The 26,439-nt window shown below is 60.8% G+C and carries 22 protein-coding genes and 2 pseudogenes; 11 read left to right on the top strand and 13 right to left on the bottom strand.

Annotated elements, in window-relative coordinates; genetic code table 11:
- Positions 1-57: 57 nt before the first annotated feature.
- From CKW29_RS02910 to CKW29_RS02895, 3 genes and pseudogenes are all read left to right on the top strand, one after another.
- Entirely contained in the window at positions 58-1,389 is a 1,332-nt protein-coding gene (locus tag CKW29_RS02910) for an MFS transporter (RefSeq protein ID WP_095146640.1), read from the top strand.
- 172 nt (positions 1,390-1,561) lie between these two features.
- Positions 1,562-1,690 (top strand): annotated as a pseudogene (locus tag CKW29_RS02900) ((2Fe-2S)-binding protein); the annotation flags it as partial.
- On the top strand, positions 1,687-2,697 hold the full coding sequence (locus tag CKW29_RS02895) for a YeiH family protein (protein ID WP_095146639.1): 1,011 nt from the start codon (positions 1,687-1,689) through the stop codon (positions 2,695-2,697). The pseudogene CKW29_RS02900 and the gene CKW29_RS02895, both read left to right, overlap by 4 nt.
- A 76-nt stretch (positions 2,698-2,773) precedes the next feature.
- On the opposite strand, the gene CKW29_RS02890 is transcribed toward CKW29_RS02895, so the two are convergent.
- Together CKW29_RS02890 and CKW29_RS02885 are read right to left on the bottom strand one after the other, a co-directional pair.
- Positions 2,774-3,880, bottom strand: coding sequence for an AraC family transcriptional regulator (locus CKW29_RS02890; RefSeq protein ID WP_095146638.1), 1,107 nt, complete (start codon positions 3,878-3,880; stop codon positions 2,774-2,776).
- A gap of 465 nt (positions 3,881-4,345) precedes the next feature.
- Entirely contained in the window at positions 4,346-5,383 is a 1,038-nt protein-coding gene (locus CKW29_RS02885; RefSeq protein ID WP_095147911.1) for an AraC family transcriptional regulator, read from the bottom strand.
- Positions 5,384-5,493: 110 nt separating this feature from the next.
- Between CKW29_RS02885 and CKW29_RS02880 the strand changes: the two genes are divergently transcribed.
- Entirely contained in the window at positions 5,494-6,537 is a 1,044-nt protein-coding gene (locus CKW29_RS02880) for an alpha/beta fold hydrolase (RefSeq protein ID WP_218192038.1), read from the top strand.
- 150 nt (positions 6,538-6,687) lie between these two features.
- Here the strand turns inward: CKW29_RS02880 and CKW29_RS02875 are convergent, their stop codons facing one another.
- The 4 genes from CKW29_RS02875 to CKW29_RS02860 form a co-directional block, all read right to left on the bottom strand.
- Positions 6,688-8,337 carry a 3-(methylthio)propionyl-CoA ligase gene (locus tag CKW29_RS02875; RefSeq protein ID WP_095147910.1) on the bottom strand — a complete coding sequence of 550 codons (1,650 nt, stop codon included), beginning with the start codon at positions 8,335-8,337 and terminating at the stop codon, positions 6,688-6,690.
- A gap of 182 nt (positions 8,338-8,519) precedes the next feature.
- Positions 8,520-8,999 (bottom strand): 2,4'-dihydroxyacetophenone dioxygenase family protein, encoded by a 480-nt coding sequence (locus CKW29_RS02870; RefSeq protein ID WP_095146635.1) that lies wholly within the window; start codon positions 8,997-8,999, stop codon positions 8,520-8,522.
- 106 nt (positions 9,000-9,105) lie between these two features.
- Positions 9,106-9,972, bottom strand: coding sequence for a TauD/TfdA family dioxygenase (locus CKW29_RS02865; protein ID WP_218192039.1), 867 nt, complete (start codon positions 9,970-9,972; stop codon positions 9,106-9,108).
- 632 nt (positions 9,973-10,604) lie between these two features.
- Positions 10,605-11,276 carry a DUF4157 domain-containing protein gene (locus tag CKW29_RS02860; RefSeq protein ID WP_256577072.1) on the bottom strand — a complete coding sequence of 224 codons (672 nt, stop codon included), beginning with the start codon at positions 11,274-11,276 and terminating at the stop codon, positions 10,605-10,607.
- 286 nt (positions 11,277-11,562) lie between these two features.
- On the opposite strand from CKW29_RS02860, the gene CKW29_RS02855 reads away from it, so the two are divergent.
- Positions 11,563-12,327 carry a tetratricopeptide repeat protein gene (locus CKW29_RS02855; RefSeq protein ID WP_095147909.1) on the top strand — a complete coding sequence of 255 codons (765 nt, stop codon included), beginning with the start codon at positions 11,563-11,565 and terminating at the stop codon, positions 12,325-12,327.
- Positions 12,328-12,769: 442 nt separating this feature from the next.
- Here CKW29_RS02855 and CKW29_RS02845 read toward each other — a convergent pair whose 3' ends face one another.
- A complete protein-coding gene (locus CKW29_RS02845) occupies positions 12,770-14,005 on the bottom strand; it encodes an NADH:flavin oxidoreductase/NADH oxidase family protein (protein ID WP_095147908.1) in 1,236 nt (411 codons plus the stop codon).
- Positions 14,006-14,129: 124 nt separating this feature from the next.
- Here CKW29_RS02845 and CKW29_RS02840 point away from each other — a divergent pair, with 124 nt between their 5' ends.
- Together CKW29_RS02840 and CKW29_RS02835 are read left to right on the top strand one after the other, a co-directional pair.
- Positions 14,130-14,564 carry a MerR family transcriptional regulator gene (locus tag CKW29_RS02840; RefSeq protein ID WP_095147907.1) on the top strand — a complete coding sequence of 145 codons (435 nt, stop codon included), beginning with the start codon at positions 14,130-14,132 and terminating at the stop codon, positions 14,562-14,564.
- A 141-nt stretch (positions 14,565-14,705) separates the two neighbouring features.
- The gene (locus CKW29_RS02835; RefSeq protein WP_095147906.1) at positions 14,706-15,506 is read left to right on the top strand and encodes a hypothetical protein; all 801 of its coding nucleotides are present in this window, start codon (positions 14,706-14,708) and stop codon (positions 15,504-15,506) included.
- A gap of 59 nt (positions 15,507-15,565) precedes the next feature.
- Here CKW29_RS02835 and CKW29_RS02830 read toward each other — a convergent pair whose 3' ends face one another.
- The 4 genes from CKW29_RS02830 to CKW29_RS02815 all read right to left on the bottom strand — a co-directional run bounded on the left by CKW29_RS02830 (position 15,566) and on the right by CKW29_RS02815 (position 21,014).
- Positions 15,566-16,771 carry an MFS transporter gene (locus CKW29_RS02830; RefSeq protein WP_095147905.1) on the bottom strand — a complete coding sequence of 402 codons (1,206 nt, stop codon included), beginning with the start codon at positions 16,769-16,771 and terminating at the stop codon, positions 15,566-15,568.
- Positions 16,772-17,019: 248 nt separating this feature from the next.
- Positions 17,020-18,282, bottom strand: a complete 1,263-nt coding sequence (locus tag CKW29_RS02825; protein WP_095147904.1) for a nitrate/nitrite transporter — start codon at positions 18,280-18,282, stop codon at positions 17,020-17,022.
- A gap of 51 nt (positions 18,283-18,333) precedes the next feature.
- On the bottom strand, positions 18,334-19,404 hold the full coding sequence (locus CKW29_RS02820; RefSeq protein WP_095147903.1) for a sugar phosphate isomerase/epimerase: 1,071 nt from the start codon (positions 19,402-19,404) through the stop codon (positions 18,334-18,336).
- 107 nt (positions 19,405-19,511) lie between these two features.
- On the bottom strand, positions 19,512-21,014 hold the full coding sequence (locus CKW29_RS02815) for a PLP-dependent aminotransferase family protein (RefSeq protein WP_095146627.1): 1,503 nt from the start codon (positions 21,012-21,014) through the stop codon (positions 19,512-19,514).
- Between the two features lie 327 nt (positions 21,015-21,341).
- On the opposite strand from CKW29_RS02815, the pseudogene CKW29_RS02810 reads away from it, so the two are divergent.
- Positions 21,342-21,653 (top strand): annotated as a pseudogene (locus CKW29_RS02810) (fatty acid--CoA ligase); the annotation flags it as partial.
- A gap of 144 nt (positions 21,654-21,797) precedes the next feature.
- A complete protein-coding gene (locus CKW29_RS02805) occupies positions 21,798-22,127 on the top strand; it encodes a hypothetical protein (RefSeq protein ID WP_095147902.1) in 330 nt (109 codons plus the stop codon).
- On the opposite strand, the gene CKW29_RS02800 is transcribed toward CKW29_RS02805, so the two are convergent.
- Entirely contained in the window at positions 22,124-22,921 is a 798-nt protein-coding gene (locus CKW29_RS02800) for an alpha/beta fold hydrolase (RefSeq protein WP_095147901.1), read from the bottom strand. The genes CKW29_RS02805 and CKW29_RS02800 overlap by 4 nt on opposite strands.
- A gap of 194 nt (positions 22,922-23,115) precedes the next feature.
- Between CKW29_RS02800 and CKW29_RS02795 the strand changes: the two genes are divergently transcribed.
- Both CKW29_RS02795 and CKW29_RS02790 read left to right on the top strand, forming a co-directional pair.
- Entirely contained in the window at positions 23,116-23,571 is a 456-nt protein-coding gene (locus CKW29_RS02795) for a YMGG-like glycine zipper-containing protein (protein ID WP_095147900.1), read from the top strand.
- A 190-nt stretch (positions 23,572-23,761) separates the two neighbouring features.
- Positions 23,762-25,207 (top strand): SulP family inorganic anion transporter, encoded by a 1,446-nt coding sequence (locus tag CKW29_RS02790; protein ID WP_095146622.1) that lies wholly within the window; start codon positions 23,762-23,764, stop codon positions 25,205-25,207.
- 248 nt (positions 25,208-25,455) lie between these two features.
- On the opposite strand, the gene CKW29_RS02785 is transcribed toward CKW29_RS02790, so the two are convergent.
- Positions 25,456-26,355, bottom strand: a complete 900-nt coding sequence (locus CKW29_RS02785; RefSeq protein WP_095146621.1) for a bile acid:sodium symporter family protein — start codon at positions 26,353-26,355, stop codon at positions 25,456-25,458.
- Positions 26,356-26,439: the final 84 nt, after the last annotated feature.

Raw genomic sequence — 26,439 nt, 5'->3', positions numbered from 1 at the left:
CGCCGTACGGCTACACGCTTGATAACAACAATAAAACAAAGACATTGAGGAGGCTGCATGGCCTTTCACCCAATCGCCGCCGACGATGACGACTCCGGTGGAGTCGGCGTTGCGCGCCAATATGCCTGGATCGTCTTTGCACTGACGTTCGGCCTGTTGATTTCCGATTACATGTCCCGTCAGGTATTGAACGCGGTGTTTCCGCTACTCAAGGGTGAGTGGGCCCTGAGTGACGGTCAGCTCGGTTTGCTCAGCGGTATCGTGGCCCTGATGGTGGGCCTGCTGACGTTCCCGCTGTCGTTGATGGCCGACCGCTTCGGCCGGGTCAAAAGCCTGGCGTTGATGGCGCTGCTCTGGAGTGTGGCCACCCTCGGCTGCGCCTTGGCGCAGGATTATCAACAGATGTTCATCGCACGCTTCATGGTCGGCGTCGGTGAGGCGGCCTACGGCAGCGTGGGCATCGCCGTGGTGATTTCGGTGTTCCCCAAACACATGCGCGCCACCCTGGCCAGTGCCTTCATGGCCGGCGGCTTGTTCGGCGCTGTTCTGGGGATGGCTCTGGGCGGTGCCATCGCCGCCAAGTTGGGCTGGCGCTGGTCGTTCGCCGGCATGGCTTTGTTTGGCCTGGTGTTGGCGGCGTTGTATCCACTCATCGTCAAGGAAGCACGCATTGCTCCGCAACGTGCCGCGCAAGTGGCGAACAAGGCAACGGCTGCGGGCAAGCGTCCGCTACGCACGCTGTGGTCCAGTCGTTCGGTGGTGGCGACCTATGTCGCCAGTGGCTTGCAGTTGTTCGTCGGCGGCACGGTGATGGTGTGGATTCCCAGCTACCTCAACCGCTATTACGACATGCCCACGGACAAGGCCGGCGGTATGGCGGCAAGCATCGTGCTGTGCAGCGGTGTGGGGATGGTTCTGTGCGGCATGCTCAGCGACCGGCTGTGTCGCCACTCGCCGGAGCACAAGGTCAGCCTGGCCATCGCGTTTTGCCTGGGCAGTTGCCTTTTGCTGTCGACGGCCTTTGCCTTGCCGGCGGGGCCGGTGCAACTACTGCTGATCTGTCTGGGCATGCTGATTGCCACGGGTACTACCGGCCCTAGCGGCGCGATGGTTGCCAACCTGACCCATTACTCGGTCCACGGCACGGCGTTCGCCACGCTGACCCTGGCCAACAACCTGCTGGGGTTGGCGCCGGGGCCGTTCATAACGGGCCGAGTGTCCGATCTCATTGGTCTACATGCCGCGTTTCAATTGGTGCCACTGGTTAGCCTCGTGGCGGCGGCAGTGTTCTTTTATGCCAAGTGTCATTACCACAGAGATATCGCCCGCCTTCAGGGGCAGAGCGTTTCTGAGCCAATCAGCGAAGCCGGGTTAGGGGTGAAGTCGTGAATCTGCGCGCCCAGCGTCTGCTGGAGTGTGCCGGCACGCCGGGTAGTGCTGTCCAGCGTGAGACCTTGCTTGAGCGGCTGTTCGCGGCGTACTTCCAGAACGGCGAGGATTTGGGTAGCCGCGAGACGTTGCCGGCAATCGCCCGGTGCTGCGGCTTCGACGCGCAGGTCGTGGCCAGCGCTTCGATTCGCACAGCGGCTACCTGCTCAATTCCACCCAAGTCAAAGTCACCCACTACCCGGTCGAGATCATTGACGGCCAGGCGTTCATCGTCATCGTTTTCGAGGAGTCCGCGCCATGAGCGCCATTGCTTTCACCCGAATCCATAGTCGCACGCGCGAACTGGCCCCGGGTTTTATCGTCAGCCTGATCGTGGCGGCCGCTGCGTCGTTTCTGTCCGAGCACTACGGTGCGCCGGTCATGTTGTTCGCCTTGCTATTGGGCATGGCCCTGAATTTTCTGGCCGATGACGGCGCCTGCAAGGCCGGCGTCGAGTTCACTGCACGCACGGTGTTGCGCATCGGCGTGGCGCTGCTGGGCATGCGCATCACCCTCGAGCAAATGGTGGCGCTGGGCTGGAGGCCAATTGCGCTGGTGGTGATTCTGGTGGTAGTGACCATCGGCGTGTCCGTGGTCGCGGCCAAGGCCCTGGGCTTTCAGCGCTTGTTCGGCATGCTCACCGGCGGGGCGACGGCAATCTGTGGCGCCTCGGCTGCATTGGCGCTGGCGGCGGCGCTGCCCAACCATCCGCAGAAAGAACGCGCAACGTTGTTCACCGTCATCGGTGTTTCGGCGCTCTCCACCATGGCGATGATCGTGTACCCGATGATCGCCAACTGGCTGGGGTTGTCGCCGCAGGTGGCCGGGGTATTCCTCGGCGCGACCATTCACGATGTGGCCCAGGTGGTCGGCGCTGGCTACAGCATGTCGACGGAGACCGGCGACACGGCCACGGTGGTCAAGCTGATGCGGGTCGCCATGCTGTTGCCGGTGATCGTCACCGCCGCGATGATCACCCGCATGCAGGGCGCCGATCCGATGGGCAAACGGCCGCCGTTGTTGCCGTGGTTTGCCGTTGGTTTTCTGGCTCTGGCGTGTATCAACAGCACCGGCTGGGTGACGCCTGCGGTGCAAGGATCGGTCAACGAGCTGTCGCGCTGGTGCCTGGTGATTTCCATCAGCGCTCTGGGCATGAAGACACGGCTCAAGGAGCTGGTGGCGGTCGGGATCAAACCGATCCTGCTGATGGTGGGCGAGACGGTGTTCCTCGTTGTGCTGGTGCTGTTGTTGCTGCGCTGGGGCCTTTGAATACAGGCCTCCCATAGGTGTTATGGCAGGGCTTCACTGGGTTGGCTCCTCGTTTCAGTGAGGCTCTCGACCGGTGTCACAAACACCGGTTTTTCGCGGCGACTGTACCAGCAGTCGCCGTTTTTTTTGGCCGTGTGCTCAGAAAGGCTTGGGGGCGGCCGCGTCCGTTGAGGGGGGAACCGGACGGTTGCTGCGCGCTACGCCACACTGCCGGCGGCATGCCGAACTGGTTGATGAACCAGCGGGTAAAGGAACTCGCCATGGAGAAGCCGAACATGTCGGCAATGTGGCTCAGCGAGTTGTTCGGATTTTCCAGATAACGCAGCACCAAGGCGCGGCGCACATCGTTGATCAGGTCGTTGAAGGCACAGCCGTCTTCCTTGAGGCGACGTTGCAGGGTACGCACGTTCATGCCCTGGGACTGGGCGATCTGCTCGATGGTGGCGCGGCCCATGGGCAACAGCAGGTAGATTGCCTTGCGCACTTCGAACAGTATTGAGGTGCCTTCGGGGCTTTGCAGCGAGTCAAGGTAGTTCTGGGCATAACGGGCCATGGCCGGGTCGGCATTGGGGTTGATCATATCGAGACTGGCGTCGGAGCAAACGATGCCGTTGAACTCGCTGCCGAACTCTAGGTTGCAGCCGAACAGGCGCCGATGCAGGTGCAGGTTGTCCGGCGGCTGGTGCATGAAGTTGACGCTGTAAGGGTGCCAGTGCGAGCCGAGCAGGGTCGAGCACAGACGGAACATCACGCCGATGGCCAACTCCGTAGCCTGGCGACTGGGCATCGGCGACTCGGTGACCATCTCTGTACGAATGATCGTCATCTTGCCGGCCTCTTCAACGAAGATCGCCAGCGAATCGTTCATCAGATGACGGTAGCGCACCATCACTTGCAACGCTTCGCGCAGGGTGCGCTGATGGCTGAGCAGCAGGCTGACCACGCCGAAATCCGAAAGCTGGCGCGACTCGGCCATGCTCAGGCCGAAGGTCTGGCAACCGCTGGCGGCGGCCGAATCTTCCAGCAGGCGCACGGCGGCATCGATGGGAATGCGGTATTCGGGGGCTTGCAACTGAGCCTTGCTTAGGCCGGCGACTGCCATGACGTCGTGCGGGTTGAATCCCAGGTTCTGGGTGACGTCCAAGTATTTGGTCAAGACGGCGGCGCGAACAAGCATAGGCATGCGTAGTACTTCCCAGGGCCGATGGCGGCGGTCCATTTCTCATCGAAGATGTGTTGAGTGCGAAGACGGCGTTCAGATGGCTCTAGCAATACTCTTTCGGTAATCCGGGTGACGGAGTGCAAGTAGCGCGATCAGATTTAAGATCGTGTTTTTTTGCATCACCATCGAATTGTCTGGTGGACTCGAATTCGGAAACCGATGGAGCAATCAAAGATCCAATCGCGGGCGGGATACGTGTATCCGGCAGATGTTGCTGTCCCCTATCAGCAGAGCAGGGGCCGCTGACCCATAGTAGGTTGCACGAGAGCGAGGTTATGGGCTATTCGGGACAGTTTCTTCGCGTATTGGGACGCTGCCAGCGGGCCATGGTTGGGTGGCGGCGTCAGAAATATCGAGGATTCGACAGGTTCAGCCCATGTGGCTGGCCAGGAGGCTTGAGAGTCGCCCACGAACCTGTCTTTCTATTTATTCAGGCGATATGGGCTCGGATGCCGCCTTGCTCTCTCGATAGGAGACGGCCCAAGCCGAGGGTGTCTTGCCAAACTGGCTGCGGAACCAGCGTGAAAAGTCACCGGCAGAGGAAAAGCCGAGAAGTTCGGCGACCTCATACAATCGGCGTTTGCTGTTAGCCAGATACTCCTCAGCGAGTTCAGCACGTACAGCATTGATGATCGTTGTGACACTCTCACCCTCGGTCGCCAGGTGTCGGTTAAGGGTGCGTCGATGCACGCCAAGATGCTGGGCAACGCCATCGACGGAACACAGTCCGCTTGGCAGCAGCATCTTGACGATCTGGCGCGCCCGCTGCGCTGGCTCGTCACGCAGGTTAGCCAACTGCATGTCCAGCGATCGCTTTATCTCGCGATGCAGTGCCGGGTTTGCAGTAAGGATCGGCATGTCCAGATCTCGCCTTCGGCAAACGATGGCATTGGACTCCTGTGAAAACTCGATGGCTGTTCCCAGCACGCGGTGGTGCACTTCAAGGCTGACAGGGCGCTCGTGAGTGAAACTGACTCTTACCGGGCGTAACGTATTGCCCGTCAGCATGCTCAACGTCCGCAGTCCGATGCCAGCCGACTGTTCGATAGCCTGGCGCCAGACGCCGTGATGACCCTGCATATTCACACCTAAATGCAGCAGGACCAGGTCGCCTACATCCTCAAGCCGCAATTCCACGCCAGCGTTATGCAGCCGCATATAGCGAGCGCAAGATTGCAAGGCTGCGCGAAGTGTTGGTTCTTCGCGGATGAGCAGCGCCAGCATGCCAAAGTTGGAAAGGTGTCTCTTCTCCGCGAGCAGCAGTCCGAAGGCCTCTTGGCCAGACAGATGGGCTGACTCCTCCAGCAGCCACCCAACCGAATCGCTACTGATCATGATATTCGAATCGTCGAGTGCACTGGCCGGCAGCTTGGCCAGCCGCAGCATACGAAAAGGATCCAGTCCCACTGAACGGGCAACCTGTTCATAGTTGGTAAGGCTGGCGCTTCGCGTCAAGGTATACATGCTTTCCCTCATGTCCCAATTTCACCAGATTGTGTCCTGAGAAGCTTAGTGCAGGACACCCTGTCAGGGCTACCTTCAGGCCGACAACTAAAAAAAGATGGAGGTAGATGATGGACACACGCGCCGCAATGCGCATCGGTCAGCCGCTCGCTGCAATGGAGCCAGTGGATGCCGATGACCCTGATGCATTCAACCACTGCTTTGCCGAACTCAACGGCATTCGCATGCATTACATCGACGAAGGACAGGGCCCGCTCGTCATTCTGCTGCACGGTTTTCCCTACCTTTGGTACATGTGGCGGCGCCAGATCGTGGCGTTGGCCGAGGCCGGCTTTCGAGTCGTCGTCCCCGATCAACGGGGATTCGGGCAAACCGATCGACCCGATTCCATTGAAGCCTATGACATGAGTCAGTCAGTCGGCGACATGGTCGGCTTGATGGCTTCCCTGGGCGAAACGTCCGCGGTGATCATTGGACACGACTTGGGTGCCTGGGTGGCCCAAGCGGCGGCCATGCTGCGACCGGATCTGTTCCGTGGCCTGGTGATGCTCAATACGCCGGTGCCACCGCGCGGCAAGGTCAAACCGACCGTAGGTTTGCAGGCAATGGCGAAGGGCAGGGTGTATCACCACCTGTACTTCCAGCAGATCGATAAGCCGGATCGCGAGTTGGCCAGCGATACGAGAAAAACATTGCGTAGCGTCTTCTATTCGATCTCCGGCAGCGCTGTCGGGGCCGAACGCTGGCGCCTGTTCGTCGAGGCCGGTGAGCCCATTCTCAACGCCTTCACTGAGCCAAAGGAGGCGTTCCCGTCTTGGTTGAGCGCGCGGTCGCTCGACTACTACGTCGCTGAATACACCCGCACAGGGTTTACCGGTGCCCTGAACTACTACCGCTGTCGCGACCGGAACTGGGAAATCACTGCGTTTCTCGACGGTGCGGTGGTCCGCCAGCCGAGCATGTTTATCGGTGGTGCTGCCGACCCTTCACTTGAACCAGTCGAAATCCGCGGTCTCTACGACCAGCTCGACACCTATCTACCCGGACTGCAGAAGAAGGTACTGCTACCCGGCGTGGGCCATAGCGCCGCGGAAGAGAGCGCCGATCAAGTCAATGAATTGCTCTTGGAGTTTCTCGAGCAGTTGGAACGCTAGGCGCTAGCGTCCAGCGATATGACGCTTGAGCAAGGGGCATGTTTAGCCACTTGATAGCGTCGGTGCAATGGCAGGGCGAACGGTATTGGCATCTGCCACCGTTGGCCCTGCCATTGTGCACAGGCAGGACTGGATCGATCCTTACAACGCTCAGCCGACAGCTTTGACCATCAGATGGTCGCCGAACTGCTCCCGCAGTCGGTTCTTCTGGATCTTGCCCGTAGCGCCCAACGGAATCGTGTCGACAAAGATCACATCATCCGGCGTCCACCATTTCGCGATCTTGCTTTCATAAAAGGCGAGCAGTTCTTCCCGCGTCAGTGTTGCTTGCGGTTTCCTGACGACGATCAGCAATGGGCGTTCGTCCCACTTCGCGTGTTTCGCGGCAATGCAGGCCGCCTGGAAAACTGCCGGATGGGCCATCGCAATGGTTTCCAATTCGATGGAACCTATCCATTCGCCACCCGACTTGATCACATCTTTGCTGCGATCGGTGATCTGCATGAAGCCATCGACATCGATGGTCGCCACATCGCCGGTTGGGAACCATCCTTGGCCTGCGTGCTCAAGCAGCAGCGAACTGTTTCCTTCGTTCCTGAAATAATCGCGCACCACCCATGGCCCACGCACCAACAGGTCACCTGAAGTTACGCCGTCCCAGGGCAACTCCATGCCATCAGCGTCAACGATTTTCATGTCGACGCCAAACACCGCTCGGCCTTGCTTGGATTGCACGGCATAACGCTCTGCCGAGGACATTTCAACGTGCCTGGCCTTCAGGGTGCCGACGGTTCCGATAGGGCTTAATTCAGTCATCCCCCAGACGTGCAATACCGCTACGCCGTAGGTTTCCTGAAACGTGTGCAGCATGGACGGGGGGCAGGCCGCGCCACCAATGATGGTGCGTTTCATGCTGGAGAATTGCTGGCCCGTTTTTTCCAGATGACTAAGAAGGCTTTGCCACACCGTCGGGACACCAGCGCAGAGTGTCACCTGCTCGGCTTCGAGCAGCTCGAATAGCGATTCTCCATCCAAGGCATGTCCGGGCAGTACGAGTTTGGCCCCGACCATGCACGCGATGTAGGGAAGCCCCCAGGCGTTGATATGAAACATCGGCACAACGGGCAGGATCACGTCGTGCGCCGAACAATTCAGGGCATCAGGCAGCGCGGCCGCATAGGTGTGCAGCACCGATGAGCGATGACTGTACAAAACCCCTTTCGGGTTGCCCGTCGTGCCAGAGGTGTAGCAGAGCGTACTGGCGGCGTCCTCGTCGAAAATCGGCCAGGCGTAGTCAGAGGCCCCCCGTTGAAGCAGATCTTCATAGCACAGCAGGTTGTCGATTCCGGCGTCTGTCGGCATGTGGGCGTGATCGGTCATGGCGATGAACGCCTTGACCGTATTGCAGCGACCAGCGATGGCCTTGATCAGCGGCAAGAAGGTCAAGTCGAAGAAGATGTACTGGTCTTCGGCGTGATTGGCGATGTAGGCGACCTGGTCTTCATGCAGGCGAGGGTTGATGGTATGCACAATGGCACCCATGCCGGACACGCCGTAGTACAACTCCAGGTGACGATAGCCATTCCAGGCCAGCGTGCCGATCCGGTCGGAGGGCTGGACGCCCAGGCTGGTCAATGCACTGGCCATCTGGCGCGCGCGACGGTGGCAGTCACGGAAAGTGTAGCGATGGATATCGCCCTCCACCCTCCGGGACACGATCTGCGTATCGCCATGATGGCGATCGGCGTGCTCAATGAGCGAGGAAATCAATAGCTGCTTTTGCATCATCAAACCATTCATGGCATCGCTCCGTTCGTAAGTCTGTGATCGGGGAGCGGACAGGTAGCCAGGCCCTTGTCAGATTCCGCGTCAAGACCGCGAACCGAGACAGCCTGTTTCCCTCCCCTGGATCTTTGCGATCTGGCAACTGCCCCGGCTACCCCATAAAACCGGGGAAGCCGGGTTTCTCCATGAAATCCAGATCAGTTGAATGCCGTCAGGTCTTTCGGTGCGATGTCATGCTGCTCGCAATAGGCAAGATAGCGCTGCAACCCGGACTTCCAGTTTTCGAGCGCGACGATGTTGTCGTTCCCGTCCAGGAACGCGAGATCGCCAGTCACTTGAACCAGCATGAGCGAATACCCGTCTGCGGTTCCCGTGCTGACGACTTCAGGTGTGTGAGTCGATGCAGCCGTCTCGTACACGATGCTGCCGGGGCCGGCGATCCAGTCATGCTCCTTGTATTTCCACTGGCCTTCGATCGTGTAGACCATGACCGTCCCCGTGTGGTGGTGCTTGGGGAGTTGCATGTCGAGCGGCGCCTTCATCATGACGATCCATTCACCGCGGATCGGGTCAAGCTTGAAGTACTTCAGCAGGACGTTTTCCGCATAGGGCGTAAACGGTATCCACGGCAGTGATTCGCCATCGATGACTGCGGTGTCGACGTGTTCGTAGAGCATATCTATCTCCTTTGATGCGGTTCAGATCGAGTATTTGCCGGCAACCAAGGCCGCCCGACCATCTCTGATGGTCGGATGTCCTGGATTCTTTGGGGGACTGTCAGGATCAGGTGAGCGGGGTGCCCGCCAGGGTGGCGCGCAGCATCTTTCTTGGCGCATTGCCGTAGTCAGCCACCGCGTAGTGCTGAACCTGTAGGTTGTCCCACATGGCAACCGTGTTGGTTCGCCATTTCAGACGTACCTGGTACTCCGGAACCGCAGCCTGAGACATCAGATAGTTCATCAGATGATGAGCCTCCGGCATAAAGTCCTGGCCGTAGCGGATATCCTCGAAGTTGAAGAAATTCGAGAAATGGGTGGTGAACGCGGAGTTGACGAACAGCACTTTTTCGCCCGTTTCCGGATGGGTAAGCACTACCGGGTGTTCAGCGGCAGGGTTCTTCGCGGCCATCGCATGACGTTCTTCGAGTGGCAACTGGGCACCAAAGGTCTGCTCGGCACCGTGTTTTGCGTACAGGCCGTCGATCCGTTGCTTGATGGCCTGTGGCAGTTTTTCGTAAGCCATCACCATGTTGGACCACATGGTGTCGCCACCAGTCTCCGGACCCATTTCGCAGCGCAGTACCGCTCCGCGGGGCGGCGCCTTCTTGTAGGTGACATCGGCATGCCAGAGGTTTTCGCGGCTGGCCTTTTCGACGTAATTGGGTTTCGAGCCGAGGTTGCGGTACAGCATCAGTAGCTTGTCCGCTTCTGGATGGCTCGGAGCAAGAGGATGGGCTTCCAGCTCACCAAATTGCGCCGCGAAATGCTGCTGCTCCATTGCAGTGATGTTCTGGTCGCGAAAGAACAGCACTTTGTGCTTGAGCCACAGGGTCCGGATTTGCGCGATCAATTCGGGGTCCTGGGCAGCGTCGGCCAGGCTGATGTTACTGAGCTCGGCGCCGATGGCGGGCGTGCAAAGCTCCACCTTGATCGAATGCTGGCGCACCGACGACCGGATAATGGCGGGTGCCGAGGGGGAGGTTGGTGAAGGAGTGTCTTGGGCTGCGGCGACTTTTGTCATTGTTGTCTCCAATCTACTTATACGACGGTGCGCAAAATGTGCATCCGGTAGAGGTAATTGGCCCCTGCCAGTTGGGCAGAGGTCCCGGCCCTATAGTAGGTATCGCGGGCGCGATACTATGGGCGTGGTGGGACAGTTTGTTCGCATATTGGGACGAAGGGTCGCGAGGTCATTACGGGAGGGCGGAAAGTGAAATGCGCGGCGGTGTTGCCTGGGCGGAAAATCCAGCAATAGGGGTAACTGGTCGGAATCTGAAACGTCAGGAACATCTAGGGTTATGCAAAAAGATCCTCGTCGACACGCTGACCGTTGCGTCTTGGCCTAACACATATGCGACACCCACCTGATTGGCCCTGAAACGGTTGTCCGGAAACTACCGCACTAGCTATTGGTAATTGAGGTGTTTGATATGTCCGCTTCTGGCCGATTGTTGTCTGTCGCCAAGGGCAGCTATCGCCCTTTACGGACGTTCAAAGACGTCTACAAAGGGGCGTTTCAAGTCACTCACCCATGATTAGCCGACTAGGTTCAACCCTTTGAACTCAAGGCTGTCGAGGAGGCTCTGGATGGGCCAGGCTGGCTCTTAGCGCTCTAGCTACCTGGGTTTGAATCTCGTAAGCAGGGGCCTCGACGGCTGTGTAATCACGGGTATAGCGAGTGGCAAACTCGCGAACACCCCATTGCAGGTACTGCTGCACGTGCTTCAATTCATGCGCCCACAGCGCGACATTGTTAAGTGCATCATCGGGACTGCGAAAGACGATGATATCTATGAGGGTGACTGCATTTACATCGGGATTTTGCAGCATGGTGTGTGCGGCGTTCAGCTCCACATCATCGCCTATCTTGTAGCGAGCCGAATCGAGCACCTGAATGTCATAGTAGGGTTCGAGTTGGGCTCGGATATTCAGCGGGATTGTCCGAGTATCGCCCGCTGCCGCGGTGTTGCGAGATTGCACAATCCAATTCTGTAATCCAGAGGCCGCCATTTGGTTCATGTTTTCGAAGATCTCCCCCATTTCCTCTTCGGAGCCAGGAGCACAAAAACAAGCGACCACGCAGACTTGGCGCTGCCCTACTGGGCAGGCGAAAACAGAGGACGAAATGCCAACGGAAGAAAGCAGTATCGCTAACCGGAAAACTTGACGCAGAAAGACAGTTAACAATGGGTTCTCCCGAAGGCAATGGCGGTCGGCAGGCGATACTTTGGGCATCTCGCGCCCGTTGTCCTGCCATGTGTTGGACCGCTGCGACTGTCGTTCGATTCCCTGAGTTCCACAAAACTTTTTCAGGCCATTTCCAACATTGCCTGAAAGGCTGCGCCTGGCCGGAAGGCGACGGTCTGAGTCTTGAACTCATCGGTGTAGTTACTGTGGCCGTTGCAGCGGGAACTTCAGGGTACTGGCCAGGTCAATAGGGGCCCTGTATCGGAGATGCCGAGCAGCGCTGTGGCCTGTTTTACGGCAGTGCCGTCCGAGATCAGCCGAGTCCGCCCCCCTGATGTCAACCAAGAGTTTTCTGCCGGGTCTCATCCTGGCCTTCTGCGCCGTCGCGTCGCTTTGTTCGGTTGCTGCCGAGCGAAGAGCGGCCTCACAAAGTAACAGCGCATCAACCACCCTGATCGAAACCGCCTCGCGGCAGTATGAAAGTGGCCAGTTGGACCAAGCCGCTGCCACGCTGGAGCGTGCCCTGCATATCCAGCCGAACAATCCCGCGACGCTGCATTATCTCGGTGTGTTGCGTCTTCAGCAGGGGCAGTACCAGCAGGCTGAAACGTTGGCGGCGCGCTCCAACATGCGGGTTGGTCGCAACGTCGAGTTACGCAACCGCAACTTCCAATTGATCCAGGCGGCGCAGCGGGCCCAGTCTTCGGGTACCCCACTCAACGCCAAAGAGGACCTGGTCGCAGTACAGAAGGGGCTGGAAGAGGAGACCCAAAGACGCCGCGAAGCAGAAATGGCCGTTGCTGAGCAATCCACTCAGGACACTGGGCGCGACGCTGGCAACTTCGCTCGCGCAAAGGCAGATTGGGTATCGGATTCACCGACGGCTGGCAGACCTCGGCCCGAAGGAGAATTGCAAATGGCTTCCGTCGAGCCAGAGCCCGCGTACGATAAGGTTGAGATTCCCCGCGGCCATTTGCCACCTCCGGGTAAATGCCGAATCTGGTTTCCTGATCGCTCGCCGGGGCATCAACCCGCACCCGGCAAATGCAAGAAGCTGCGACATCGGGTTCCGTTAGGGGCCTACTTGGTGCGTGGTTAAGTTTCTGAGAGTCCACTTCTGGCTGTGGATTCAGCCGGTCGACGCAACAGATTGGCTAAATCGTTCAGCGGGTGTTTCGTAGTCTAGTGTTTTCCGAGGGCGGCTATTTAGCTGCCTGGCCACTTCATTGAGCGTGTCGAGCCAGATGATCAGGTCGGCACGTGGCAGGCGAAGGTCGAATGTACGCCGGGCATAGTTGCCCTCACAAATCCAGGCCCGGTCCGATCGCTTCGCTGACCCGTGCGCGGAACTGCTGAGCGTCGGGTTCGACCCAGCCGGGCTCCCAGAACAGTGTGTCCAGGTGCACCACGGGCAGGCCCAGGCGTTTGCCGAGGGCGCGGGCGCGGGTAGATTTGCCGCTACCGGCATTACCGAGAATTACTTTGTTGGTCAGCTCTGCGAAGGGCGTGGTCCACTGAACTGCGGGGCCCCACTCAAAGTATCAGCCCGCCCGGCGGCTCATCAGCTGGCGATACTGCCGTGCGCGACGTAGGCTTGCCCACTGTTCCTGCAGTAATGCCCACAGCGGTGAGGCGTTCGGGGCCGGCGGGTTGCCGTGTGCCAGATGGCGCATCTGGAACTTCACCAGGGCCATATAGGCCAATGCGGCCAGGGCCTTGCGCTTCCAGCGGATTGGCGGCAGCTCGGCGCTGGCCTGAACCTGGCCCGCTTGCCAGTGGCGCGGTAGTGCCGGGTTGACTGCCAGCGCGGTGGCGATGCCGGCCATGGCCACGCCGCCGGCTAGCACCTGTTCCACCACCGGCAGGCGGCGAATGCCACCGGTGACCATGACCGGCATGCGCGCGATGGCGGCAATCTCCTGGGCAAACTCGAGGAAGTAAGCTTCGCGTTTCAGGGTACGGCCATCACGGGCATCGCCCTGCATGGCCGGCGCCTCGTAGCTGCCGCCGGAGAGTTCCACCAGGTCCACCGCAAGCTCGTTGAGCCAGCGCACCACCTGGCGTGCGTCGCTCGGCTCGAAGCCGCCACGCTGGAAGTCCGCCGAGTTCAGCTTCACCGCCACGCAGAAGCCCGGCGACACTTGGGCGCGCACCGCCTTTATCACCTCCAGCAGCAAGCGCGCGCGGTTCTCCAGGGAGCCACCCCAGCGGTCCTCGCGGCGGTTGCTCAGGGGCGAAAGGAATTGGCTCAGCAGGTAGCCGTGGGCGGCATGCACCTGCACCCCGCTGAAGCCGGCCTGTTCGGCCAAGGCTGCGGTGCGGGCGAAGCGCTGGATCAGCGCGGCGATCTGCGCTTCGTCGAGCGCCTTGGGCACCGGGAACAGTTTCGACAATCCGCCCATCTCCAGCGCCACGGCGGAGGGTGCCACGGTGGGCTGGCCGAGATTGGCCTGCATCTGCCGGCCGGGGTGGTTGATCTGCATCCAGAACTGCGCCCCCTGTGCCCGGCCGATGCGTGCCCATTCGCGGAAGCGCTCCAGCCGCTGCCCTTCCTCCAGCACAACACCACCGGGACCGGTCATGGCGCGGGCGTCGACCATCACGTTGCCGGTCAGCAGCAACCCTGCGCCGCCCTCGGCCCAGGCCTGGTAGAGGCGCAGCAACGGGTCCGATGGGGTCTGGTCCTGATTGGCGAGATTTTCCTCCATCGCCGCCTTGGCGATCCGGTTGGGAATGACGGCGCCATTGGGCAACTGCAGGGGCTCGAAAGGGGACATGGGGCTCTCCGGAAGGTTGGGTGCCGTGCGTCGGCTTGTGGATAGCCGGACGGCGGCGGGGCTTTGATACGACAAAGCCTAAGGTTAAAGTCAACTTTAAGGTCAATAGGGGAGCCCCAATTAAATGAAGATCGGCGAACTCGCCCGGCGCAGTGGCCTGGCCGCCTCACGCATCCGCTTCTACGAAGCCAGTGGCCTGATCAGTGCCCGGCGCCTGGGTAATGGTTATCGCGACTATTCCGAGCAGACGCTGCACGCGCTGGAAATCATCGGCTGTGGTCAACAGGCCGGCTTCAGCCTGGATGAGATGCGCAACCTCATGCCTGACCCAGCCCAGCGCATCGACAACCACGACCGCCTGCTGGAAAGCCTGCAGCGCAAGGTCACCGAGATCGACGCCATGCAACAGCGCCTGGCACAGAACCGCGCGCGGCTGCTGGAGATAATCGCCGGCATCGAAGGCAAGCCCGAAGGCATGGGCTGCGAGGAGAATGCTCAGCGGATGCTGGCCGGGTGGCGGCAGCCGGGAGGGAAGGGCGCGGACGAGGCCGAACGGTAGGGCGCGCAGGCGCAAAGCGGCCCGCCACAAATAACCTATCCTCAACTCGCACGCAGAACACTCGAGTTGCCGAGTATGAAATTTCCCTTGGGTGCAAAAATTGTCGTCTTTTAGCTCAACGTCATGTGCGGAGAGTCAGCGATGGACCATCACAAACAGCCAAGGCAGACTCCTCCGGAGGAACAAACCCGCACATCCAGTAACGCAAGCGACATGTACTCTGCATCGGCTTACGTTCCGAATACGGTCCCGTTCAAGGTTCGCTTGTGGAATGTCACGCTGTCAGTCGTCTTGTTGGCCTATGGAACCTTTGGTGTGGTCACCGACCACTTTGTGGTTCCCGGGAAACGTGGCTCATTAATCTTGTATGGCTACCCAGCGTGGATCATGTATGGGGCGCTGTTGTGTCTGGTGGCCAACCTGGCGGCTGCCGTCATCGATCATTACGACACACGAAACAATGAAGGGCGGTACACGCGATTCGAGGCGATTTCGCGAAAGACCGGATGGGTGCTGTTTTTTCTGGCATTGACACTAGGCCTCGTCAAACACTTCCAGGATTTTACTTGTGAGAACAGTGTTGTCCTGAAGACGACCAACGAAAGGAGGGGGCTTACGGCATTCGCTTACAATCGCCACTGCGCGCCGCACCTTTCGTCCAGGGCGATTGAACCGCAACTCAAAATCACCGTGGTTCCTGCCGCCTCTATTCTCCCCGCCAATTTTACAATCGCGGTGAACATGAATCGGACAGACATTGTTCGCATGTACTGGAACGGGGAAAAACTGGCCATTGAGTATCGCTTGCGTCAAGGTGCACGCGGCAAGGAAGCACGTCCAACGGTCTACAATGAAACACCTGTGCCGGTCGAGTTGATTGACGTGAACCCAGGTCCGGTGGCGCAGGGCTCGCGGGGCCATAACGCTGTACCGAATCCCTGAGCGTGAGTGTTATCCGCGCCAAATGAATCACGCAAGGTGCGACTGTCGGACGCCGATCCTCAATCAGCTTCCTGAACCTTGGCATGACTCAGGCTGGAAGCCCCCAGGCAGTAGAACAATCCCCCCGCAACAATGAACAGGGCGAGCATGTAGAAAATGTAGTGGGGGGGCTGGCTCGCCAATACGATGCCGCACAGCACCGGGCCCAGTGCCGCGCCGAGGCTGGCCAGGTTTTGCGCGCCGTAATACATGCCGCGCAGGTGGTCGGGGGCGATCTTGTCGATGAACATGTATTCAGCCGGGAACACGATAATTTCGCCGATCGTGAAAATGACCATGGAAATCACCCAGAGCACCACCGTGGTCGACAGGGCAAAGCCCGCCAGACCTAGTATGAACATGCTCAGCCCCGCCGCCAGCCACCGACTCAGGTGCCGGTGGGAAATCCTTCTGCCAATGGCGTACTGCAAGCCGATCACCGTCAGCGCATTGGTCGCCAGCGCGGCACTGATGATCCGGTAAGTGGTCTCGGGCGTCGTCGTGACCACCAGGTACTGCGACAGGTAGGCCGCGAACTGGCCAAAGACCACGGCGCTGAGCAGCCCGCCGAGGGTGAAGCAGACTAACCGATAGTCCTGCAGCAGCAGTTTCCCCACGGCCAGGAACGGTGTGGAAGGGTGAGCCCCATCGGCGCTGCTCAGGTCTCTGTCGCCCCAGACGAAATAGAGGCAGAAGAACCCTGTGCCGAGCCCGGCGGACAACAGGAATGGCAGGCTGATATCCAGCTTGGCCATGGCGGCCCCGATAAACGGGCCAATGGCATAGCCGATATTGGTCAGGGTGTATTTGATCGAGAACACTTCGCTGCGTTCGGTGACGGGGAGCAGGCTGGCAAACCCTGCCTTGACCGCGATATCGATCACCGCATACGCCAGGTTGATCAGCACCAGGCAGAGGTAGAACAGCCAGAGATCGGGCGCAAGAAAGGCGCCGAGAAACCCCAGGGTGAACACCGCGCAACAGCCCAGAATCAACCGGTAGCTGGGCATCCGGTCCACCAGAAAACCACCGTAGAGGCTCAGCAGCGAGCCGATGATCAGTGTGCTGCCAATGACCAGACCGGTGTCGGCGATGCTGAGGCCGAAACGGCTGGCAAGGTAGATGACCAGATAAGGCAGGGTGATCCCCCGCGCCAGGGTCAATATCAGGGGCGCCGACAGCAGTAATTTGACGGCTCTCGGGTAGCGCTTAAGCGTGGTCAGCATCCTTGCCTCATCATTCAACAGGTGGTTTCCAGGGTGTTCGCCAGTCGCACATCGTTGATCGATGCGTGGCAGCCAGCTTACTGGGAAATACCGTACTGATTCATGATGATTTTTAGCCGATGTCTGGAGCTGAATTCATGAACAGGGAGCGTCCCTGTTTTCTTCCGGGCGATTATCGAGTGGTCGCTACCGGTCCCCGCCAGGAAGAGGCCTGGTCCAGCGCCTCTTCCCGATCAAGTGACAGGCACTCAAGCCTGGGCGGCGACCCCGCCAGTGGCCGTGGCGTTGTTGCGTACCGCCCTGTACATCAGGCTCGAGACCATGAAGCCGATAATGGCCAGCACGCTCATCAGGCTGAAGACATAGTTGTAACCCAGCTCGCCCGGGAAGTGGTCGAGGATGGCGCCATAGATCACATAGGCGAACATGCCCGGCGCATAACCGATCAGGCAACCGATGCCGAAGGCCGAGCCGGTGATGTGCTGGGGAATGCCGACTTCACCCATGGGCGCCCAGAAGACACCGCGCATGGAGAACACAATCAGCGCGAAGGACAGGGTGGCCGCCATACCGGCGTAGATGAAGCTCGGGTTTTTCGGGATCAGCATGATCAACGCCATGGCCGGCAACAGCGCCAGGAACGCCCACTTCAGGTAGCGGCTCGGGCTCTTGAACTGCTTGTCGGCAATAAAACCACCGGCCGGCCCGCCCAGGATCTTCAGGAAGTACTGGTTGATGATGCCGTAGGCGCCGACCAGTGCCACGGGCAGGCCATACATTTCCTTGAGGTAGGGAATGAAATAGGTCAGGCCGCAGTAGACGATGTAGACCATGAACACGTTGAGGCTGACCAGCCAGATACCGGGTACCTTGATGGCTTCGAGCAGGTTTGCCAGGCTGTTTTTCGGCTTGGCGACCGACTGCGTGGTGCCGCCCTTGAGCAGGAACCAGGTCAGTGTCCCGGCCAGGATGTCGATGACCGAGTAGAACAGGATCGCCGATTTCAGGCCCGCTTCACCGGAGCCCATGGCCACGAAGACACCCAGGGCGGCAAACGCGACCAGGGTATCCACCACGCCACGCCCGCCTTCCAGCAGGCCGAACAGGCGGCCTTGTTCCTTGTCGTCGCCCAGGTTGCGAATGGCCTTGAGCAGCGAAGGCCAGAACAGGCAGTCGGCACAGACCGCCAACAGGCTGAACACGATCAGCAGATTGCTGAACGGCGGGAAGGTCGCCAGGTAGAGGCCCAGGCCACCAGTGCCGATCAGGCCGATGGGGATCAGCTTGCGCGTGTCGAAACGGTCCGCGAGCATGCCGCCGACGACAAACAGTGCGGTGGCGATGATCGCATTGGCGCTGAGCAGCAGGCCGATTTCAGTGTGGGTCAATCCCATGAATTCTTGCATGGGCACATAGAAGGCGTCCTTGAGGTTCGCCAGCTTGTAGATGGTGCCGCCACCGAGGATGAGAATCAGGAATCTGAGCCATTTGGCCTTGTCACGAGTTGTCATTATTGTTCTCCAGGCATCATTGAGTCGGCAGTGCCGGTTGTCACGTCAGGGTCAGGCGTTCGCGTGGTAGTCCAGGGTCAACTGGGCCAGGGTGCGGAATTCGGCCAGCAGGCTTCGTACATAGGCGACCTGGTTGTTCGCCCAGCGGTGTTCATCGGCCAGCATTCGCTCCAGTGAGAAGCCGTCGGGCAGCGCTGTTTCACTCATTTCCCGGTAGGCAATGAACGGGTCGGCGGCCTCGCCGGTCTGGCGGAACGCCGGGGCGACATAGTGGTTCTCCTGCTCAAGGATGAACGCGATCACTTGCGGCGTTGTTTCGCCGAGCATCAGCAGTTCGAACAGCATGCGGGCATTGGGCAGGTCGTCTTCGTCACTGCCCTGCAGCACGCCGTAATGGCCGAAGCCGTTTTGCTCGGGCACCACGCGCACACCCTTGAGGTGGGTCTGGCGAATGTGCGGGGCCAGGTTGCGCAGGGCCTGCAGGGGCTGTTCGCAGGCATTGATCATGTTACCGAAGTCGAACAAGGCGTGCAGGCGGGGGTGGTTGAGCCGGCTCAGCAGTTGGGCGATTTCGTCGCTCTTGAGTTCCTCGTGCTGTTCGAAGTCGAAGAACAGGTCGTGCTCGTCGGCCTGTTGCGCCAGGTAGTGCAGGTCGGACTCGATCACGTCCATGACCCGGGACAGCGCCCCTTCATAGCGTGAGTAGACGCGGATGTTGCGGGTGCCCACGGCCCTGGCAATGGCGATCACTTGATCGACGTCTTTTTTCAGGGTGCTGCTGATTTCCAGGTGTACATCCAGCCCCAGGGCCTTGGCCTTGTCGGCGAACGCTTGCAGCTGCGCGGGAGTCATCTGGCTCAGGCTGTTTTCCTCGCCATCGAGCAGGTGCAGGCTCAGGCCCTGCAGTTCGTGGCGATAGGCGAAGTCCAGCAGGTCGGCCGGGGTGACGCGACCATGGGTGAGGTTGGTCAGCAACGGGTAGGCATGGGCAAACAGGCGCAGCTGCGCGAGTCGATCGAGCAACTGGCGGGCCAGTGCCTGCGTGAGTACGGGAGGGGCCCCGGCCTCGACAGCCTTGTGGCTGAGCAAGGTATTGAATCGCTCTTGGATCTTATTGTTCATTCGAGTCGTTCCTGGTTCAGACGCCGGGTCTACCGGCGCAGCCTTTATCGCGCCAGTCGGGAACTCTCGATAGATCCATTATTCGTTAATTGATAAGACCACTCGGTTCACGGGTGCAGGTAGCCCATGCTGATCAGTGCCCGGGCCAGTGCCTCGACGCGCTCCTGGGCCTTGTCCACGGGCGTGCCGGCGAAGCCGATCAACAGCGCCGGAGGCAACCTGTGCTGCAGGCAATAGTCGCTCAGGGCATAGGTGTGGATATTGTGCCGGGCCAGTTCCTTGGCGATGGCATCGTCATCCGTTTCCGCTGGCAGCCAGGCGATCAGGTGCATGCCGGCTTCCACCGGGGTGATGCGCAGGAAACTGCCCAGGCGTTGTTGCAGGTGCTCGACCAGTGCTTGCTGGCGAGCCTGGTAGAGCGTGCGCATGCGGCGGATATGCCCCAGGAAGTGACCCTCGACCATGAAGTCGGCGGTCACCGCCTGCAGGAGGGTGGGCGGGCTGCGATCCATGACCGCCCGCAAGGTGCAGAACGGCTCGATCAAGGCCTGTGGCAGGACCACGTAGCCCAGCCGCAATGAGGGGAACAGGACTTTGCTGAACGTGCCGACATAGATCACCCGGGCCCACTGATCCATGGCATAGAGCGCGGGGAGGGGGCGGCCGCTGTAGCGAAACTCACTGTCGCAGTCGTCCTCGATGATCCAGCTCTGGTTGTGCGCGGCCCAGTCGATGAGCGCCTGGCGCCGCGCATAACTCATGGTGATACCCAGCGGGTGCTGGCGCGAGGGCGTGGTAAACACCAGGCGCGCGTCGGGGCACTGGGCCAGGCCTTGCTCGATATCGATGCCCTGGTCGTCGATGGGCAAGGGCACCACCTGGCCACCCTGGGCCTGGAACGCGATGCGCGCCGCGATATGTCCGGGATCCTCCATCCACACACTGTCCTGCGGGTTGAGCAGGAGCATGCCCAGCAGGTTGAAGGCCTGTTGGGCGCCGGAAACGATCACCACCTGCTCGGCACTGCAGTCGATGCCATGGGCATCGAAGACGTATTCGGCAATCGCCGTGCGCAAGGCCAGCAACCCCTGCAGTTCGCCATAGCCGAGCATGGCCTTGGTCGGCTTGTGCAGGTGGCGGTTCATCAAGCGCTTCCAGATATGCTGCGGGAACGCGTCGTACGTGCTGTGGCTGGGCAGGAACGAGGTGGGGCTCGCGGGGTCCCAGTCGGCATAGGACACCCCGCGAAAATGACTGCTGCGCAGCGACAGCATCGACTGGCTCAGGTCGGACAGGCGCGGTGGCTGGCGCTGGCGATCCTCATCGGCGATGCCACGGTTTTCCCACTCGTTGCCGACATACGTCCCGGCCCCGGTGCGCGAGGCCAGGAAGCCTTCGGCAATCAACTGGTCGAAGGCATTGAGAATGGTGATCCGCGACAGCGCCAGCTCTTTGCTCAAGGTGCGGGTAGAGGGCAGGCGTACGCCTCCTTGCAACCGTCCGGACAGCACCTGTTTGCGGATCTGCAAATAGAGTTGACGGTAAAGGGGAATGGAGCTGGCACGGTCCAGCTCAATACCCGTCAGCAGCAAGCCGGCAGGGGATTTCATGACATGCTCGTCTGAATGGAGTAGGGGGTTGGCCTGGAATGATTTCAAGCCCCGGGTAGCGCAAGGGTAGCGAGCGGCAACGCAGAAGTCACCCACCGCAGACGTTGCGCGGGCCCCTGTGCCGAGGTGTTTGAGGATTGTGCGAGCGTTGCGTGCAGGCGTCGCACCTGTCATGAAATGCCAAGCCATTGTCGTTTGATGAGAAGCACCCCAGCGACCCGGGACCTACAGTCCAGCCAGCGCAATTCGACGCAGCCCGCCAACAGTGCGCAGGGGAGAACAACAACAATGGGTCGTGCTATCAACGCCAGCGCCGAGAGGCAGGGCAAGGATCGAATCAAGGACAGGGTCAAGGCCGGTACGGAGTGGATCCGTCCCCAGGACCTGGAGCGCCTGATCAACGAGCACGCGGCCGTCCGCTCGGTCGCGGTCGTCGGCATTGCCGACCGGCAATGGGGCGAGCGGCCCATGGCGCTGGTGGTGTGCGAGCCCGGCCAGTACCTGGACCGCAAGATCCTGGAGGCGCATCTGCAAGCGTTTGTCGAGCGTGGGCGGATCAACCCATGGGCGATCCCCAAGCAATTCAAGTTTGTCACGCAGATCCCTCAAGCCGGTGCTGGCAAGCGCGACCGCCAGTAGGGGCGGGCATTGGCCCGGCGGGCAGGTGCGCCAGGGCACGCAGGCGGCGCGAAAGTCTTTTCGAAATGAGGCAAACTGCTGGCCCCCCGGTCGTCGCTTCGTTGCCAAACTTGCTTTCTTTTCAGCAGGTTAGGTGTTTGCTCCATGCGGACTTTTGTATTGACCCTGACAACGTTCGCCCTGGCGGCGGTCTCGCTTGGGGCACACGCCAGGGAACTGAGCAAAAACGAGCTTTATGTGTGCAACTGGGGCTCGGGAATCGCCGCCGGCGCCCAGGAGTCGAAGCTTTCCGGTATGTCGCTGTATGGCGCCCGCAAGCAGTTGCAGACCCGCAAGTTCCCCCAGCCGTGGATGCGCATGACGGCCTTCGGGATCACCGAGCAGACCTACAACAGCACTTCGCGTCTCAAGCCACCGGCCGTCAAGCAGACGTACTACGAGCAATGCGTCCAGCATGAGCTGGCCAAGCGTTAAAGACGCTCGATGAACTGCATGATCGCGGTATTGACCGGGTCCGGGTGGGTGATGGGGCCCATATGGCCCAGGTCCTCGAACTCCACGCATTCGACGTTCGGCAGTGCACGGATCAACAGCCGTGCCACGGCCCGCGAGGACGCCGGTGAGTGTTTGCCGACCATATAGAGCACCGGCAGCTCGAGGGCGCTGAACACCTGCAGCGGTGTCGGCTCGTTCAGTAGCGCGTGGGCCCAGCCCGGCAGATTGACCACCGAGGCGCTGATGGCGGGTTTGCGTTGCGACGGAATCTGTTCCCACGCCCCCGCACCCATCCAATAGTCAATGAACCGTTCCGCGGCGCTGTCCAGGTCGCCCGCCTCGAGGGACAGCCTTGCCTTGGCCACCACCTCACGAATGGCATCCGCCGCATTGGGCGGTGGTGTCTCGGCATCGAGCAGGGCAAACAGTGTCGGTTCGTACAGGGCCATGGCGCGCACCCGGGTAGGGTTCTGCGCCGCGGCCACCAGCGCCACGGCGGCGCCATAGGAATGGCCCACCAGGATCAGCGGCTGGCCCGCTGTGGCCAGCACGGGTTCGGCGAGGGCCACTTCGTCACTCAGGGTGACGACCCGGTCGGTCGGCCAAGGAGGACTCTTGCCTGCACCCCATGAGTCCAGGGCCAGCACTCGAAAGTTCGCCGCCAGGTCATCCTGCAACTCGCGCCATTGTGCCGAGTGACTGGCGTTGGCGTGGAAGCAGACGATGCCCGGGCCTGCGCCAGTGTCCCGGAAGAAGGGTTCGACAGGTTTCATGTTGATCACATCCCGTTGCTCACCCCTCATAACTATAGATCGCCCCGGGGTGTTGTCCGTCAGATGCCGGGGAAGGGCGACCGGCGGGATCTACACTGTTTCTACTGCACCGGGCTCGGCATCGCCCTGATAAGAGCCTGTCGTTCGCTCGGGCGTGGCGTTTTGCACGCTCACTCACTGTTTTGGAGGTCATCATGAACAGGTTGTCGTCCCTTGGCCTATGTGTCGCGCTGTCGGTTTGCTGGACCCAGGGATGGGCCGAGTCGGTGGTGCCGACCAAAGGCCAAAGCCCGGAACAAACCCAGCTGGACATCAACGAGTGCCATAACGTGGCGGCCAGTCAAAGTACTTCGTCGGACTCTTCTTCAGGAGGCGGCAGGCTCAAGGGCGCCGCAGTGGGCGCGGCGGCAGGTGCAGCGGGGGCGCAGGTCAGGGGTAATCAGCGTGACGAGGCTTACGATCGGGTGGACGACGACGTCAAGCAGGAGTATCGCCAGGATCGAGCCAAGGAAACAGCGGCGGTGGGCATGGTGGTCGGAGGCTCGCGTCAGCGTCAGGAGCGCCGCGAGGAAGAAAAGACCAGCACCTCGACTAGCTCGACGGCCTATACCAGTTGCCTGCAAGGGAAGGGGTATCAGGTCACGCCATGACTCCCGGTGACTGGCCAGCGGTCCGAACAGACTGATCAAACCGCTGCGCCAGCGTCGGGGTCCGGGGGCCGCCCGCCAGTTGCCACGACCTGGCAACTGGTCGGGTGGCCGGCAATTGCGTAACATCCCCAGCCCTCTTTTCCCGCCATTCCCTGCGGCCGCTTTCGCCGGCCCATCGTTTAGGTACTCCATGAAGCCTGCTCGTCTGCGTGCTGATGTCCTGGCCGGACTCACCACCTCGTTCGCCCTGTTGCCCGAGTGCATCGCCTTCGCCCTGGTGGCCCACCTCAATCCGCTGATGGGGCTGTACGGTGCGTTTATCATCTGCACCCTCACGGCGCTGTTCGGTGGCCGGCCGGGCATGGTGTCCGGTGCCGCCGGCTCGATGGCCGTGGTGATCGTCGCCCTGGTGGTGCAGCACGGGGTGCAGTATTTGCTCGCCACCGTGTTGCTCGGCGGGTTGATCATGATTGCCTTTGGCCTGATGCGCCTGGGCAAGCTGGTGCGCATGGTGCCGCACCCGGTAATGCTGGGCTTCGTCAACGGCCTGGCGATCATCATCGCCCTGGCCCAGCTGGAGCACTTCAAGAGCGGTGAAGGCTGGCTGAGTGGCACGCCGCTGTACATGATGATCGGCCTGGTGGCGCTGACCATGGCCATCGTCTACGTGCTGCCGCGCTTGACCCGCGCGGTGCCGCCGGCGCTGGTGGCGATCCTCGGCGTCGGTCTGGCGGTGTACCTGCTGGGCCTGCCGACCCGTACCCTGGGCGACATGGCGCACATTGCCGGCGGCTTGCCCGGCTTCGCGCTGCCCGATATTGCGTGGAACCTGGAAACCCTGCGCATTGTCGCGCCTTACGCGATATTGATGGCCCTGGTCGGCCTGCTGGAAACCCTGCTGACCCTGAACCTGACCGACGAGATCACCGAGAGCCGCGGCTACCCAGACCGCGAGTGCGTGGCGCTGGGGGCGGCCAATATGGTGTCGGGAGTGTTCGGTGGCATGGGTGGCTGCGCCATGATCGGCCAGACCGTGATCAACCTCAGTTCCGGTGGCCGTGGCCGTCTCAGCGGTGCGGTGGCCGGGGTGCTGATCCTGCTGTTCGTGCTGTTCCTGTCACCGCTGATCGAGCGCATCCCGCTGGCGGCGCTGGTGGGGGTGATGTTCGTGGTGTCACAGCAGACCTTTGCCTGGGCCTCGCTGCGGGTGATCAACAAGGTGCCGTTGAACGATGTGCTGGTGATCATCGCCGTCACCGTGATCACGGTGTTCACCGACCTGGCCACCGCCGTGCTCTGTGGGATCATCGTTGCCGCGCTGAATTTCGCCTGGCAGCAGGCTCGCCAGCTTTATGCCGACAGCCACCAGGAAGCCGACGGCAGCAAGCTCTACCGGGTCCACGGCACACTGTTCTTTGCCTCGACTACACCCTTTCTCAACCAGTTCGACCCGGCCAACGATCCGGCCCGGGTGACCCTTGACTGTCGCCACCTGAGTTTCGTCGACTACTCGGCCATCGCCGCGCTGGACACCTTGCGTGAGCGCTACGTCAAGGCCGGTAAACAGCTGCGGGTGCTGCACCTGTCCGAGCGCTGCAAGAAGCTGCTCAAGCGTGCCCGGGTCAGTCACGATTGAGGCGCGGCCGTAGCCATCGGTTTCGACCCGACGAACAAAAAAGGGCGTGCCAGTCAGTTAAGTAGAGCGGGGCGCATTGTAGGAGCGAGCGTGCTCGCGATGAACTCAAGGGCAGCGCGTTGAGTCAGAAAACATGCGTTATCGTTAACGTCCATCGCGAGCTCGCTCGCTCCTACAGGGGGCCGCGTTCGCTTAACTGGAAAAACGCTGTTTTTCGTGGGGCCTTGCACAGGCCGCTATCCGTGCGATCAGCCAGCCGTTTCCCGCGCCTCGAGCGCCAGTTGCCGGCCGTGGACCCGGTTGACCCACCAACCGAAGCCTGCCGCCGTGAAGAACATGATGAAGCTGTAGATGGCCGCCGGAATGGCCATGGTCGGGCTGTTCAGCAGGCTCGGGCTCAGTGCCAGGGCGATGGCCAGGGTGCCGTTGTGGATGCCGATTTCCATGCCGATGGCCACGGCCTGGCGTTGCGGCAGGCGCAGCAGGCGCGGCACGCCGTAACCGATGGCCAGGCTCAGCAGATTGAACAGCAGGGCCGCCAGGCCCACCACCGGGGCGTAGTCGAGCACGGTTTGCCAGTCCTTGATAAACGCCAGGGCCACCGTGCCGAGCAGGAACAGCGCGGAAACGACCTTCATCGGCCGCTCCATGCGCGCGGCAAAGCGCGGTGCGAAGTGGCGCACCAGCATCCCCAGGCACACCGGGACCAGGACAATGGCGAACACCTGCAAGACCTTGGCAAATTGCAGGGGAATGGCTTGGTCAGCCGACATGAAATACAGCAGCGACAGATTGACCACCAACGGCATGCTGAGTATCGCGATCACCGAGTTGACCGCGGTCAGGGTCACGTTCAGTGCCACATCGCCGTGGGCCAGGTGGCTGTAGAGGTTGGCCGTGGTACCTCCGGGGGACGCTGCCAGCAGCATCAGGCCGACGGCCAGGGCTGGCTCCAGGCGAAAACCGTTGGCGATCAGGAAACAGAAGAACGGCAACACCAGCAGTTGGCAGATCAGGCCGATCAATACCGGCTTGGGGTACTTCACCACCCGCGCGAAATCGGCCGGGGTCAACGACAGGCCCAGGCCCAGCATGATGATGCCCAGGGCAATGGGAAGAAACGCGGTCAGCAAGGGGCTGGCAGTCATTTGGTTGTTCCACTCGAGAAGGGGCGCCCACAAAGGTGTAGCACGCAGGGCGAAAATAGACAGCGCCTGCGTGCGGAACCTGCG

This window comes from Pseudomonas sp. Irchel s3a18 (assembly GCF_900187535.1).
In the GTDB taxonomy this organism is placed as follows: domain Bacteria; phylum Pseudomonadota; class Gammaproteobacteria; order Pseudomonadales; family Pseudomonadaceae; genus Aquipseudomonas.
This window is presented reverse-complemented; position numbering and strand designations above follow the sequence as displayed.